This is a genomic window from Marinobacter sp. bablab_jr008 (assembly GCF_016464145.1).
In the GTDB taxonomy this organism is placed as follows: Bacteria; Pseudomonadota; Gammaproteobacteria; order Pseudomonadales; family Oleiphilaceae; genus Marinobacter; species Marinobacter nauticus.
Map to the genome: position 1 here is coordinate 161,739 of NZ_JACDWW010000024.1, position 13,940 is coordinate 175,678.

A 13,940-nucleotide genomic window follows, 5' to 3' on the forward strand; every position below is an offset into this window, starting at 1 on the left:
CGTTTTTTTATGCCCGGAATAATCTGCGAGCATAAAAAAACCGGGGCAAGCCCCGGTTTTCTGAAACAGTGATCGTGGATCACATGTTCGGGTAGTTCGGACCACCGCCGCCTTCCGGCGTTACCCAGGTGATGTTCTGGGCAGGATCCTTGATGTCACAGGTCTTGCAGTGAACACAGTTCTGGGCGTTGATCTGGAACTTCTTGCCGCTGCCATCGTCTTTCTCAACCACTTCGTATACGCCGGCCGGGCAGTAACGCTGCGCTGGCTCGTCGTACTTCGGCAGGTTTTCTTTCAGCGGAATTTCCGGGTCGGTCAGCTTCAGGTGAACCGGCTGATCTTCCTCATGGTTGGTGTTGGAAATGAACACCGAGGACAGACGGTCAAACGTCAGCTTGTTATCCGGCTTCGGATAGTCGATCTTCTTGCACTCAGACGCCGGCTTCAGAGTGGCGTAGTCCGGAGTCGTGTCGTGGAAGGTGATAGGCAGGCTGCCGCGCAGAATGTTTTGCTCGAAGAAGGCGATGGCACCGCCGACGATATTGCCGAACTTGTGCATGGCCGGGCCAAAGTTACGCTCGGCGTATAGCTCCTTGTACAGCCAGCTGTCTTCGAAACGCTTCTGGAAGCTGGTGATTTCCTCACCGGATTTACCTTCCTTCAGGGCCTCGAATACGGCTTCAGCGCCCAACAGGCCGGATTTCATGGCGGTGTGGGAACCTTTGATCTTGGAGCTGTTCAGGGTGCCGGCATCACAACCCAGCAGCAAGCCGCCCGGGAAGCTCATCTTGGGCAGGGCGTTGTAGCCACCCTTGGCGATCGCACGGGCGCCGTAGGCAACACGCTTGCCGCCTTCCAGATACTTCTTGATTTCCGGGTGGTACTTGAGACGCTGGAACTCCTCGAACGGGCTCAGGTGCGGGTTGCTGTAGGAAAGATCGGTGATCAGACCAACATAAACCTGACCGTTTTCCAGGTGATACAGAAAAGAGCCGCCGGTAGAGCCGGATTCATTAAGCGGCCAGCCAGTGGTGTGAACAACTAGGCCGGGCTCGTGTTTGGCCGGGTCGATGTCCCACAGCTCTTTGATGCCGATGCCGTAGTGTTGCGGATCCTTGCCTTCGTCCAGCTTGAAGTCATTGATCAGGCGTTTGCCCAGATGACCACGACAGCCCTCAGTAAACAGGGTGTACTTGGCGCGCAGTTCCATGCCCGGCATATAGCCGTCTTTCTCGGAACCGTCACGGGCAACGCCCATATCACCGGTGATAATGCCTTTTACCTGACCATCTTCAACGATGGTTTCTGAAGCGGCAAAGCCCGGATACACTTCAACACCCAGCTGTTCGGCCTGCTCAGCCAGCCAGCGGCACAGGTTGCCCAGGCTGATGATGTAGTTGCCGTGGTTGTGCATGTTCTTGGGCACAAAGGCATTGGGTACTTTGGTGGCCTTTTCCTGATTCTTCAGCAGGAAAATGTCATCCCGGGTAACCGGGGTGTTCAGGGGGGCGCCTTTCTCTTTCCAGTCCGGGAAGAGTTCGTTCAGGGCCGTGGGCTCGAATACGGTGCCGGCGAGGATGTGCGCGCCGATCTCAGAACCTTTTTCAACCACACAAACGGTTAGTTCTTCGCCGGCTTCCTGCGCCAGTTGCATGACGCGGCAGGCTGCCGACAGGCCCGCAGGGCCGCCGCCGACGATCAGAACATCAAATTCCATCGATTCGCGTTCCACGTTGGTCTCCTCAAACAGCTTTTAATGGATATTGTTTGCCCGCAGGCCTCATCAGGGGCGCCATCATACCGGTAAAAATGCGTATAGACGACAGCCCAAAACCGCTCAAAACGGCTATTTGTCCCGAAAGGATAACGCATTTGAAGAATCAAACAAACGTTTGTTTGAAATCTGCACTAACCTTTGGCATTGTACGTATACACCGAAATATCGTGTGTTTTGAGTCGATTTTTAGTATCGTCTCATTGTCAGGTCGGGTCAACCCGGTCCTTTGACTGTGAAGACTCATTAAACCCATCGTAGAAGAACGAGGAATCTATGAAGGTTCTGGTCGCTGTAAAACGAGTTATCGACTACAACGTGAAGGTGCGCGTCAAGCCGGACAACACCGGCGTTGATCTCGCCAACGTCAAGATGGCAATGAACCCGTTCTGCGAAATCGCAGTTGAAGAAGCGGTTCGTCTTAAAGAGAAGGGCGTTGCCAGTGAAATCGTTGTTGTATCCATTGGCCCGAAGGCTTCTCAGGAGCAGATCCGTACTGCCCTGGCTCTGGGTGCTGACCGCGGTATCCACATCGAGACTGACGAAGAAGTTCAGTCCCTCGAAGCGGCCAAGCTGCTGAAGGCTGTTGTTGAGAAAGAAGAGCCCAAGCTGGTTATTCTTGGCAAGCAGTCCATCGATTCCGACAACAACCAGACTGGCCAGATGCTGGCTGCTCTGACTGGCATGGGCCAGGGCACCTTCGCCTCTGAAGTGGTTGTTGACGGTGACAAGGTTAACGTAACCCGCGAAGTAGACGGCGGTCTGATGACAGTTGCTCTGAACCTGCCGGCGGTTGTTACCACAGACCTGCGTCTGAACGAGCCGCGCTACGCTTCTCTGCCGAACATCATGAAAGCCAAGAAGAAGCCGCTGGACTCCATGTCTCCGGCTGACCTGGGCGTTGACGTTGCCGCTCGCCTGTCCACCCTGAAAGTCGAAGCCCCGGCTGCACGCCAGGCTGGTATCAAGGTGGCTGACGTAGCTGAGCTGGTGGATAAACTGAAGAACGAAGCGAAGGTGATCTAAATGAGCATCCTGGTAATTGCTGAACACGACAACAGCAGCCTGAAACAGGCTACTCTGAACGTTGTAGCGGCTGCCAAGGCCATCGGTGGCGACATCGACGTGCTGGTTGCCGGTGAGAACGTAGGCGCCGTCGCTGAAGCCGCTGCCAAGGCAGAAGGCGTGAACAAGGTACTGGTTGCCGACAACGCCGCTTACGGTCACTTCCTGGCAGAAAACCTGTCTGAGCTGGTTGCTGAAGTAGGCAAGGGCTACAGCCACATCCTGACCTCTGCCGGCACCACTGGTAAAGACTTCATGCCGCGTGTTGCTGCGCTGCTGGACGTTGCCCAGGTTTCTGACATTATCCGCGTTGAATCCGAAGACACCTTCGTGCGTCCGATCTACGCTGGTAACGCCATTGCGACCGTCAAGGCAAGCGACAGCATCAAGGTTGTGACGGTTCGTCCGACCGCGTTCGACCCGGTAGCCGCTGAAGGTGGTTCTGCCTCTGTTGAGCAGCTGGACGTAGTAAAAGACGCTGGCCTGTCTTCCTTCGTTGGTGAAGAGAAAGCCCAGTCTGATCGTCCGGACCTGGCTTCTGCCGGTATCGTTATCTCCGGTGGCCGTGGCATGCAGAACGGCGACAACTTCAAGATGCTGGAGCAGGTTGCTGATCTGCTGGGCGCTGCGGTTGGTGCTTCCCGTGCCGCTGTTGATGCCGGCTTCGTGCCGAACGACATGCAGGTTGGTCAGACCGGCAAGATCGTTGCTCCGCAGCTGTACGTTGCGGTTGGCATCTCCGGTGCCATCCAGCATCTGGCGGGCATGTCTGATTCCAAGGTGATCGTTGCGATCAACAAGGACGAAGAAGCCCCGATCTTCCAGGTGGCCGACTACGGCCTGGTTGCAGACCTGTTCGAAGCAGTTCCGCAGCTGGAAGAGGAACTGAAGAAAGTTCTGTAACTTTCTGAAGTTTCAGAAAAAGAAGGCGCCTCAGGGCGCCTTCTTTGTTTTTGAAACAATGCGTTTTTCCGCTTTGCCGATGATCAGTGTATCCGCGAGGATATGCAGTGCCCGGTTAGAGGTTCTCACCGCTTTGTACACCTGCTCGCTCTTCTGGTGGTGGGATTGCTTTATCCGGCGGGCGCTGTCCCGGAACTCATCGTCCCGGGAAAACAGGTCAATCAGGCCAAACGTGGTGTTGGCGATGGCTTTGTGGACTTTCTCGACTGCGGTCGCGCCGCCGGACACCGTTTCTTCCAGCAACCGGGCGCGGTTGCGAACCTCCATCAGGTCCATCCGGCTTTTCTGAATAGCGCTCAGGGCACCTATTCGATGGGCATTCAGGATTCTCAGGTCGCGCCGGTTACCATTGGACAGCCGGAATGCAGCGAACAACAGTATTGCGCTGCCGGCCAGACACATCAGGCTAACGATCAGTAACAGCATGGCAGGGCTCCTGTTGCTCTTGTACTAGCGATACTCAATGTGCATATCTACCTCAATGTCCCGCTCGTCCAGCTCCCGCTCCAGCTCTTTCATCACTTCCTGATAGACCATTTTCCGGGTCATTACTGGTAGGCGGTCGGCCAGCACCCGTCCGGTGCGGGATTCGCGTTTGGCCAAGGCAATCGGATCCCGTACCCGTAACGTAAGCACCAGCTCAGGATCCTGATGTGTGTCGCTGATATCCTCGCTTTCCAGCATTTGCTTGATCATCTTTCGCTGCTCAAGCACTTGCCAGACCAGCAGGGCGCTGAAAGCCAGAAGAAACAGGCTGATAATAATCAGAAAGACGCTCAAAGGGGCTCTCCTCCTTCAATGACTGGGCAGAGTGTGCCGCAGTCCACAGGACAAACGATTGGCCGGCCCGACGCCGGTTCACGAGTTCACGGGAAAGTAGCACCACAGAATAAACCTGTTACCATCCATTCATACATTCGTTTGAACAAGGACAGACCATGACAGACACCACCGCTGCGAACTATGACCTTGTCGTGTTCGGTGCCACCAGTTTTGTCGGCCAGATTCTGGCTCGCTACCTTCTGGAAAACTATGGTGCAGACAAGGAGGTCAAATGGGCCATTGCCGGCCGCTCCGAAGGAAAGCTGAACCAGCTCAAGTCGGATCTGGGGGCAGACGCCGCATCACTACCGGTAATTCTGGCGGATGCAGCAGACGAGCCTGCGCTGCGCGATCTGTGCGGCCAGACGCGAGTGGTCATCTCAACCGTGGGCCCTTACGCTCTTTTCGGCGAAACTCTGGTAAAAGTCTGCGCAGAGACAGGTACGGACTATTGTGACCTCACTGGTGAAGTACAATGGATCCGTCGGATGATTGAGCGGTACGAGGCCAAGGCTAAAGAAAGCGGTGCACGGATTGTGCATTGCTGCGGCTTTGACTCGATTCCTTCCGATATGGGCGTTTGGTTCCTGCAGCAGCAATCGGAAGCAACCTTTGGCAAACCCTGCCAGGACGTGCGCATGAGGGTGAAAGTCGCCAAGGGCGGCCTTTCTGGCGGCACGGTGGCTTCCATGATCAACGTGGCCAAGGAAGCCGGAGCCGACCCCAAGTTACGCAAGGAACTAGCCAACCCGTTCTCTATCTGCCCGCCGGAGCATCGCTCCGAGAAGCGCCAGCCCAGCCTGAAATCTGCTGAGTTCGACAAGAATTTCAACGCCTGGCTGGCCCCGTTTGTGATGGGCGCCATCAACACCCGTGTGGTGCACCGCTCCAATGCGTTGCAGGGTGCCCGTTACGGCAAAGAGTTCACCTACGACGAAGCCATCATGACCGGCAAGGGCACTAAAGGCCGCCTGACCGCTTACGGTATGGTCGGCGCGCTGGGTGCGTTCTTCACCGCGTCCGCCATCAAGCCAACACGCTGGGTGGTCGAGAAGCTCGTACCCAAGCCGGGTGAGGGCCCGAGCCCGGAAGATCAGGAGAAAGGTTTCTACGACCTGCGTTTCGTGGGCAAAACCACCGATGGCAAGACCATGATCACCAAGGTGACGGGCGATCGCGACCCGGGTTACGGCTCGACATCAAAAATGCTTGGGGAAGCCGGTCTGTGCCTGGCCTTTGATGTGAAAGAGGACGTCAAAGGTGGCTTCTGGACACCGGCCTCGGCCCTCGATGGCAAATTGCTCGAGCGCCTGCAGGCCAATGCCGGTCTGACGTTTGAAGTGGTCGAAACCCGCTGATCAACCCAGGTGCAGAATACGGTCGGAGGCCAGCAGGGCGTCCGGCCCGTGCCCGAGACAAACCACGGTGCGCCCCTGTAGCCAACGGCTGATCTGGGGCGAAATCCGTGTACGGGTTGCCTCGTCCACACCGGTGAAAGGCTCATCCAGAATCACCACGGGTGCCTGACTCAGTAACACCCTGGCCAGCACCAGGCGCCGGGCCTCCCCGCCAGATAAACGGTTGCCGGCGCTGCCCAGCCAGGTACCCAATCCTTCAGCGTCCTGGGCGAAGCGTTCCGCCAGTTCGACTATCTCCAGTACCCGCCACATATCACCGTCCCCGGCGTTGGGGTTCGCCAACTGAAGGTTCGCTTTCACGGTGTCTTCGAACACCACGGTCGCTTGCGTGAGGTAGGCGCAGGGCAGGGAATGACGTTCTCCCCGGCATGGCTCTGCCAGTCCGGCCAGAGTATCCGCCAGGGTGGACTTGCCACTGCCGGAGACGCCAACGATACCCACGGTGTTACCGTGTGCGAGTTCCAGCGTGAAGTGACTGAGTAAGGGCGAATAACCCGGGTAACCCACGGTGATATCGCGAGCCTGAAGAGAAAAGCCCTCCGACAGTTCGCCAGCAGAACCGGCGGGTGATGCAGCGGCCCTTTCCAGGCTGTGGTCGGAGTTCAGGCGGCGCGCTGCAGCACGAGTCGCTCCCAGTTTGCCAAAGGCATCCGGCAGCATGGCGTAGACTTCGGCCAGGCCCAGCAGGGCAATGGGCAGGAGAACCAGTACCGGGCCGCTCAGACTGCCTTGCTCGAACAGGCGGAAGCCCAGCCACAAGGCTGCCACCGCCGCGACATTGATCAGGAAATGAGAGCCAGCCTGATGCCAGCCGGTTCGGCTGTCGATCCGGGCCTGATCCCTGGAAAGTTCTACGCTTCGACGCATCAGCCGGGCCGTGTGCTTACCCGTCCGGCCAGCGGCGGTAAGTTCCGCAAAGCCTTCAAGATGCTCAACCAGTTCGCCCCGAAGGCTCTCCTGCTGATCGCTCAACTGTCCGGAGGCTGTGCAGGTGCGCAGATACACCAGCCAGGTGGACAGGAGGAACGAAAGTGACAGAATCACCAGCAGAATCACCGCCACAACACCATCAAACAGCAACCACGCCATTGCGGTAAGCAGTAAGGTAACCACGGCTGCCAGGGCGGCGGGGGCAATCAGCCTTAGATAAAGCGTGTCCAGCGCATCGACATCGGCTGTGAGCCGGGAAAGCCACTGCGCGCCGGAGCGGGAACTGCGCTCTGTTCGTGGCCGGGCCGCCAATCGGTCAAACAGGGCCACCCGAATATCGGTGAGTAGCTGCAGTACCGTGTTGTGGTTGTACACGCGTTCCAGATACCGGAACACCGTTCGGGACACCGCAAAAAAACGGATACCACCGCCCGGCACATAAAGATTGATGTAGGCCTGTATCCCTGCCGCCAGCAACAGGCCAACCAGCGCGGTTTCGGTCAGAAACCAGCCAGACAACGCTAGCAGACCGATACCGGAAAGCAGGGTGCCCAGTAGCAAGCCGGCACCAACCGTAAGGCGACTTTTGCGACGGAAAATCAGCGCCAGCCAGGGCTTCAGTTCAGGCATCGCGCACCTCGCCGTCATTCACTATCAATACGCGGTCTGCCAATGTCAGCAGCGCCTGATGATGGGTGGAGAACGCCAGTGTTTTGCCGGATTCGCTGAGTTTGTGCAGGGCCTCCAGAATGAACACCTCGCTGGTGGCATCCAGCCCGGCCGTCGGTTCATCCAGCAGAATCAGGGGATAGTCCGCCAGGAAGATACGGGCCAGGCTTAAACGGCGGGCCTGACCACCGGACAGCCCCAGACCATCCTCGGCAATGCGGCTGTGAATGCCGTCAGCCCGGCTGTCCACCAGCTCACCCAGGCCCACCTGTCGTAATGCATAGTCGATGGCAATATCCGTCGCATCGGGGGTGGTTAGCCGAAGGTTTTCGGCCCAGGTGCCCTGAATCCAGAAGCCCCGCTGGCCAAGCCATCCGAACGGCTGATTGCCCGGAGCCTCGCCGAATACTGACACAGCCCCTGCCTCTGACTGAATAAAGCCAGCCAGCAGATGCAAAAGGGTCGATTTGCCTCCACCAGAGGGTCCGGTAAGGGCGATCACCTGACCGGCCTTGATGCGGATATCCAGGTTATCGAAGATGACCGGGCCCTCGCCGTAACGGAGCGTGACCCCGGAGATCTGAATGCCTTGATTGCTAATGCTGTTGTCTGGCCGGATCGGCTCTGCGTTGTCGACAGACTGTTCCAGCCGGGCCAGAATCTCGGCACCGGCCCCCAGGGCGGCCGCCCGGTCGTGATAGTGCTGGGATAGCGTGCGCAAGGGCTGAAAGAACTCCGGGGCCAGCAGCAGGATAAGCAATCCGCTGAACAGCGTGAGTTCGTCGCTTGGGCCAAATTCGATATAACCCAGCAATCCGAAGCCGATATAGATGGCCAATACCGCAATCGCCACAGAGGCAAAGAATTCCAGTACCGCTGACGATAAAAATGCCACTTTCAGCGTTGTCATGGTGATCTTGCGGTACTGGTCGGAACGGGCTTCCAGCGTGCGGCTGGCCGCCTCGGTTTGCCCGAACAGTTGAAGCGTCGTCAGCCCTCGAACCTTATCCAGAAACTGGCCGGACAACCGGCTGACCGTTTCGAAATGCTGCTGGTTCAGCTTTTCTGCGCCCATGCCCACCAGGGCCATAAACAGCGGAATCAGCGGAGCAGAAAGCACCAGGAAAATACCCGCCAGCCAGTCCAGCCAGAACACCAGAACGAGGATGGCCAGGGGAATCACCACAGACAGAGTCATCTGCGGCAGAAAACGGGCGAAATAGCCGTGCAGCGCCTCCACGTGGTCCAGCCACTCGCGGGCCAGGGACGCAGCGGACGTATCCGCCAGATTAACCGGACCGGTGGCTTTCCAGTGATGATGCAGTTGCCGGCGGGCATCGCGCCGCACCTGCTCGCTGCAGCGGGCTGCAAAGCGGGTTTGCAGCCCCTGGCCTGCGGCCCGAATCACCAGAACCGCAAGCAGGGCCAGAAATACGGGCGTGAGTTCGGAAACCGGCGTTTTTTCAATCACACCCCGGTGAATCAGCCAGGCCAGCAACACCATTTGTACGATGGTCGCCAGCCCGGCAAGAACACCGGCCAGAACGGTTGCGGTGATCCAGCGCTGGCTGTTGCGGGCCAGACCCGATAGCCAGGCGCGGACCTTTAACCGGGCCGGATCCGCCACTCAGTGGTACCCTTCGCCTGCACGCACCTTGCCGCGGAATACCCAGTAGGTCCAGGCGGTGTAGGCCAGAACAATGGGAATGACGAACAGCAGGCCGAGCAGCAGGAACAGCTGGGACTCATAAGCGGAAGCCGCATCCCACAGGGTGTAGTTGGGCGGAACCACATACGGCCACTTGCTCACCACAAGTCCGAGGTAGGTAGTGATGAACAGGCCCATGGTGGCGACGAATGGCATACCTTCAAACCGGTTGCGTACCGAACGCCAGATCTGGAAAGCACACAGCAGGGTCAGGGCCGGCAGAATCCAGATCACGCTCAGATTGGAGAACCAGCGCTCCCGCACCATGTCGTCAACAAAGGGCGTCCATACGCTGATAATGCCAAACACCACCAACACGGCAATCAGCAGTGGTGCACTTACCCGGTAGGCCCACTCTTGCAGGCGCCCTTCAGTTTTCATAATCAGCCAGGTAGAACCCAGCAGGGCATAACCGGCCAGCATCCCCAGGCCTGTCAGCACGGTGAACGGGGTCAGCCAGTCCAGCGCGCCGCCAACGTAGGCGCCATTCACGGTATTGAAACCCTGGATGTAAGCCCCGACCACAGCACCCTGAGCGAATGCGGCAATGGTAGAGCCACCGGCAAACGACCAGTTCCACAGGTACCTTGAGGTACGAGCCTTGAATCGGAATTCAAACGCCACACCCCGGAAGATGAGCCCTGCCAGCAGCAGGAACACACCAATGTAGAGTGCTGGCAGGAAGATGGAATACACCATCGGGAAGGCGGCCAACAGGCCGGCTCCGCCCAGCACCAGCCAGGTTTCGTTGCCGTCCCAGACCGGGGCCACCGAGTTCATCATGGTATCCCGGTCCTCTTCCGACGGAGCGAACGGAAACAGGATACCCACGCCCAGGTCGAAGCCGTCCATCAACACATACATGATGATGCCGAAGCCAATAATGAATGCCCAGATGAGGGCGAGATCAAACAGTTCCATGGTCAGTGCCCCCCTTCGTTAGCCGGTTTTGCCTGATGAACGCCGTGTGAGCCGGATTCAATCTCGAACGGCACATGGGCCGCAGAGAGCGGACGGGCAGGGCGATCAGAGGCATGTTCTTCATCGTCAGAATCTTCAAGACCAACGTAAAGCACCCGCATGAGGTAATACACGCCGGCACTGAACACCAGGGCATAGACAACGATATAGCCGATCAACGTGAACAGCGCCATGCCCCCGGTAAGCGAGGGCGTTACCGATTCGGCCTGGGTCATCATGCCGTACACCAGCCAGGGTGCCCGGCCAACCTCGGTCACAAACCAGCCGGTAAGCACGGCAAAGAAGGGCGCGATACTCATAAAGCGCATCCCCTGAAGATACCAGCGGGTCTTGTAAAGCCGGCCACCCGCGCGCAGAAACAGGCCTGCGAGCGCAAACAGAATCATCAGGACACCAATGCCGACCATGATCCGGAAGGACCAGAACACAATCGCCACCGGTGGTTGCTCTTCGACCGCCACTTCATTCAGACCCGGCACTTCGCCATCCCACTCGTGGGTAAGAATCAGGCTGGCCAGGCTGGGAATGCCAATCTCGAAATGGTTGGTCTGGTTTTCCTGGTCGGGAATGGCAAACAGCAACAGCGGCACATTGCGGGAGGTTTCCCAGTTGCCTTCCATAGCCGCGACTTTGGTGGGCTGATGTTCCAGAGTATTCAGGCCATGGAAGTCACCTACAACCGCCTGGGCCGGGGCAATGAACAGCAGCAACCAGAGGCACATGGAGAGTGCCTTGCGATTGGCTTCCACCTCACGCCCCCGCAACAGATACCAGGCACTGACACCCGCCACCACAAATCCACCGGTAAGGAAGGACGCCAGGGCCATGTGCATAAAGCGATACGGGAAGGACGGGTTGAAGATAGCCTCGCTCCAGGAGACCACATGGAACACGCCCTCACGGAATTCGACACCGGCCGGTGTCTGCATCCAGCTGTTGGCTGCGAGAATCCAGAAGGACGAGATAAAGGTGCCGGTGGCGACCATGATGGCGGCGAACAGATGAACGCCGGCGGGTACCTTGTCGCGGCCAAACAGCAGCACCCCCAGGAACGCCGCCTCCAGGAAGAATGCGGTGATCACCTCATAACTCAGGATGGGGCCGAGGAAGTTGGCCGAGGCCTGAGAGAACGCGCTCCAGTTGGTACCGAACTGGAATGACATCACAATGCCCGAGACCACGCCCATGCCAAAGACCACAGCGAAGACCTTGGTCCAGAAGCTCGACAGTTTGGTCCACACCGGATTACGGGTTTTGAAGGCGAGGCCCTCAAGTACCGCGATGTAGGAGGCTAGCCCGATGGTAAACACCGGAAAAATGGCGTGAAATGACACCACAAACGCGAACTGGATTCGCGATAGGATGAGAGGATCTAGTTCCATAGGAACCTCCGGTAACTCGCACAAGTCATAACAAACGGGTCAGCGAACCCGTTCAGCCGCTGCCATAGTTTATTTTGTTATGTTGTTATTACCGGCAGATGATTACGATGCTACGCAAATCGTAGCAGATTTCGATAGGGCAGTTTGTCGCACCCCTTGATATAAAACAATTATGGTGAGCCAGATGAGCTTTTACGAGGAACGAATTCTCCCCCACATCATAGACAAGGCCTGTTCCATGGGCCAGGTGATGAAGCTGCGCAGCCAGGTGGTTCCGCAGGCCCGGGGCCGGGTACTGGAAGTGGGCATGGGCTCTGGCATCAATCTGGAGTTCTACAACCAGGACCAGGTTGAGCTGGTTTACGGCCTGGAACCCTCAGAAGGCATGCGCCGAAAAGCGCTACCCAACCTGCAACGTTCCCCCATAAAAGTAGAGTGGCTGGATCTGCCGGGGGAGAAAATACCCCTGGAGGACAACAGCGTGGACACCGTGCTGCTGACCTTCACCCTATGCACCATCCCTGACTGGCACGCCGCGCTGCAGCAAATGAAACGCGTACTCAGGCCGGGTGGCAATCTGTTGTTCCTGGAGCATGGCGAATCCCCCCACGATGGCACCCGCAAATGGCAACATCGAATCACACCTGGCTGGCGCAAGCTGGCCGGTGGCTGCCACCTGAACCGCCATATAGCGGACCTGATCAGGGAAGCGGGTTTCGAAATCCTGGAGCTGGAAAACCTCTACATCCCCAAAGCGCCCAAAATCGCGGGTTACATCTACAAGGGCAGGGCGATCAAGCCGGTGGCGGCATAGAAAGCGTATTGAAGAGCGGCCGGGAAACAGAATTGCGTTACGCCACCGGCCCTTATACAATCCTGCCCTTCAAGAATCCCCCCTCCGATGCCCGGATGGTGAAATTGGTAGACACAAGAGACTTAAAATCTCTCGGCCGCAAGGCCGTGCCGGTTCGATTCCGGCTCCGGGCACCATTCTTTCGAGCGAAAAACGTAGTTTTAGCACTCGCCTTTTCGGTTCCCCAGAAAGAAGAAAACCGCGCCCGTCTCCAGCCGCGGTTTCTTAATCGTTGGCGTAGCTATCAAGCAGTCTTAGCCATCCGCTTCCTCACACCAAATCCCAGCAGGCCCAGGCCCAGCAAGGCAAGGGTAGAGGGTTCCGGCACGGAAACCGGCCGTGAGGTGATGACGCCTTTGAGTGTGGCCTCATTGTCCATCCGCTCCATGGTCCAGAATTCACTGGCCAGTGCACCGCTGTAGAAGAAACCTAAAATATCTACAAAGTAGTTAACGCCATCAATCAGGAAGGAATCCGAGGCGCCGACGTTGAGCGCAAAGGTCACTCTGTCTGCGCAGCCATTCTCGTTAACGCCTACACCATTTCTGCCGCCGTCTGCACAGGGCTGCTCATTGTTGGGTGTTTCCCAATGTTCGAACTCGAACACGGAATACACGGTTTCCGCCATTCCGTCGATGGTCAGCTTGGTTTCGACGGTTAGCTGGGCGGTATTCAGTGAGGGCTCGTAGATGGGCCAGTTGAAATGGGTGAAGGTCCCCAGGTCAAAGTCTGTGTTTTCAATTATGTTTGCTGGTAGGGGGGTGTAGCCGTCGAAACGGTAACCGCTTTGTTTGTTTTGCTGATTGGCCGGATTGCCCCAACGGATTTCATTGGTTCCACCACCGGATACGGCAGGGCCTCCGGGATTGGTGGCAGTCCAGATTCCGCTAACGCTGGTCAGCTGAATCGTCGCTGCCTGTACAGAGCCGGCGGCAAACAGGGCCACGGCTGCGCTGGCGATCAATAGTTTTTTATTCATGGGTGACACTCCCTGTGGGCTTCGTCATTTATCTATCGTCGCTCGAAGGTCTAATCCCTGAGCTACGAAAGGCAATCAGCAACCGGAATGCCCGATGCCAAAAACTGTCCGTTTAACAATATGAAGCGAGTGTCACCTTTGGTCCTGGCTGTTGTTTGATCAGGCGGATTGTAAAAAAAGCGGACAGGCCAGCAGATTAGCGATCCTGGCTGTCCTGTTCCGGCAGGGGCTCAATGCTGTTGATGTCGCCGGTAGGGGCGGCGGGCTCATCTTTCATAATCACGAAGATGCCGCCAAGAATAATTGCAACACCAACAATGGCTTTCAGCAATGTTGAGCGAGACATGCGTCACCTCCTGTGTCGGGACTGTGTTATTACCCTGAGGGCATTCTGTG

13 protein-coding genes and 1 tRNA gene are annotated in these 13,940 nt (G+C 57.4%); 5 read left to right on the forward strand and 9 right to left on the reverse strand.

Annotation, left to right across the window (positions count from 1 at the left end; all coding sequences use genetic code 11):
* Positions 1 to 79: 79 nt before the first annotated feature.
* Positions 80 to 1,732, reverse strand: coding sequence for an electron transfer flavoprotein-ubiquinone oxidoreductase (locus JIF53_RS01555; RefSeq protein WP_022991232.1), 1,653 nt, complete (start codon positions 1,730 to 1,732; stop codon positions 80 to 82).
* A 318-nt stretch (positions 1,733 to 2,050) separates the two neighbouring features.
* On the opposite strand from JIF53_RS01555, the gene JIF53_RS01560 reads away from it, so the two are divergent.
* On the forward strand, positions 2,051 to 2,800 hold the full coding sequence (locus JIF53_RS01560) for an electron transfer flavoprotein subunit beta/FixA family protein (protein ID WP_011784958.1): 750 nt from the start codon (positions 2,051 to 2,053) through the stop codon (positions 2,798 to 2,800).
* The gene (locus tag JIF53_RS01565) at positions 2,801 to 3,742 is read left to right on the forward strand and encodes an electron transfer flavoprotein subunit alpha/FixB family protein (RefSeq protein ID WP_014421441.1); all 942 of its coding nucleotides are present in this window, start codon (positions 2,801 to 2,803) and stop codon (positions 3,740 to 3,742) included. It begins immediately after the preceding gene.
* Positions 3,743 to 3,772: 30 nt separating this feature from the next.
* Here JIF53_RS01565 and JIF53_RS01570 read toward each other — a convergent pair whose 3' ends face one another.
* Both JIF53_RS01570 and JIF53_RS01575 read right to left on the reverse strand, forming a co-directional pair.
* Entirely contained in the window at positions 3,773 to 4,228 is a 456-nt protein-coding gene (locus JIF53_RS01570; RefSeq protein ID WP_011784956.1) for a hypothetical protein, read from the reverse strand.
* A gap of 24 nt (positions 4,229 to 4,252) precedes the next feature.
* Positions 4,253 to 4,582: a hypothetical protein gene (locus JIF53_RS01575; RefSeq protein WP_011784955.1), complete on the reverse strand. Its 330-nt coding sequence runs from the start codon at positions 4,580 to 4,582 to the stop codon at positions 4,253 to 4,255.
* Positions 4,583 to 4,740: 158 nt separating this feature from the next.
* Between JIF53_RS01575 and JIF53_RS01580 the strand changes: the two genes are divergently transcribed.
* Complete coding sequence (locus JIF53_RS01580) at positions 4,741 to 5,982, forward strand: saccharopine dehydrogenase family protein (RefSeq protein WP_199451684.1); 1,242 nt, start codon at positions 4,741 to 4,743, stop codon at positions 5,980 to 5,982.
* Here JIF53_RS01580 and cydC read toward each other — a convergent pair whose 3' ends face one another.
* Genes cydC through JIF53_RS01600 form a run of 4 tightly spaced genes read right to left on the reverse strand, consistent with a single transcriptional unit; the run spans position 5,983 to position 11,712 of the window.
* Positions 5,983 to 7,602, reverse strand: coding sequence for a thiol reductant ABC exporter subunit CydC (cydC, locus tag JIF53_RS01585; RefSeq protein WP_199451685.1), 1,620 nt, complete (start codon positions 7,600 to 7,602; stop codon positions 5,983 to 5,985). It abuts the gene before it with no gap.
* A complete protein-coding gene (gene cydD, locus JIF53_RS01590) occupies positions 7,595 to 9,268 on the reverse strand; it encodes a thiol reductant ABC exporter subunit CydD (RefSeq protein ID WP_153739881.1) in 1,674 nt (557 codons plus the stop codon). The genes cydC and cydD overlap by 8 nt, the downstream gene beginning before the upstream one ends.
* Positions 9,269 to 10,270: a cytochrome d ubiquinol oxidase subunit II gene (cydB, locus tag JIF53_RS01595; protein ID WP_014421447.1), complete on the reverse strand. Its 1,002-nt coding sequence runs from the start codon at positions 10,268 to 10,270 to the stop codon at positions 9,269 to 9,271.
* A 2-nt stretch (positions 10,271 to 10,272) separates the two neighbouring features.
* Positions 10,273 to 11,712, reverse strand: coding sequence for a cytochrome ubiquinol oxidase subunit I (locus JIF53_RS01600; RefSeq protein WP_023010183.1), 1,440 nt, complete (start codon positions 11,710 to 11,712; stop codon positions 10,273 to 10,275).
* 184 nt (positions 11,713 to 11,896) lie between these two features.
* On the opposite strand from JIF53_RS01600, the gene JIF53_RS01605 reads away from it, so the two are divergent.
* Positions 11,897 to 12,526 carry a class I SAM-dependent methyltransferase gene (locus tag JIF53_RS01605; RefSeq protein WP_014421449.1) on the forward strand — a complete coding sequence of 210 codons (630 nt, stop codon included), beginning with the start codon at positions 11,897 to 11,899 and terminating at the stop codon, positions 12,524 to 12,526.
* Positions 12,527 to 12,615: 89 nt separating this feature from the next.
* Positions 12,616 to 12,702: transfer RNA gene (locus JIF53_RS01610), tRNA-Leu, on the forward strand.
* 107 nt (positions 12,703 to 12,809) lie between these two features.
* Here the strand turns inward: JIF53_RS01610 and JIF53_RS01615 are convergent.
* Both JIF53_RS01615 and JIF53_RS01620 read right to left on the reverse strand, forming a co-directional pair.
* Entirely contained in the window at positions 12,810 to 13,544 is a 735-nt protein-coding gene (locus tag JIF53_RS01615) for a THxN family PEP-CTERM protein (RefSeq protein WP_199451686.1), read from the reverse strand.
* A 196-nt stretch (positions 13,545 to 13,740) separates the two neighbouring features.
* Positions 13,741 to 13,890 carry a hypothetical protein gene (locus tag JIF53_RS01620; protein ID WP_199451687.1) on the reverse strand — a complete coding sequence of 50 codons (150 nt, stop codon included), beginning with the start codon at positions 13,888 to 13,890 and terminating at the stop codon, positions 13,741 to 13,743.
* Positions 13,891 to 13,940 lie beyond the last annotated feature (50 nt).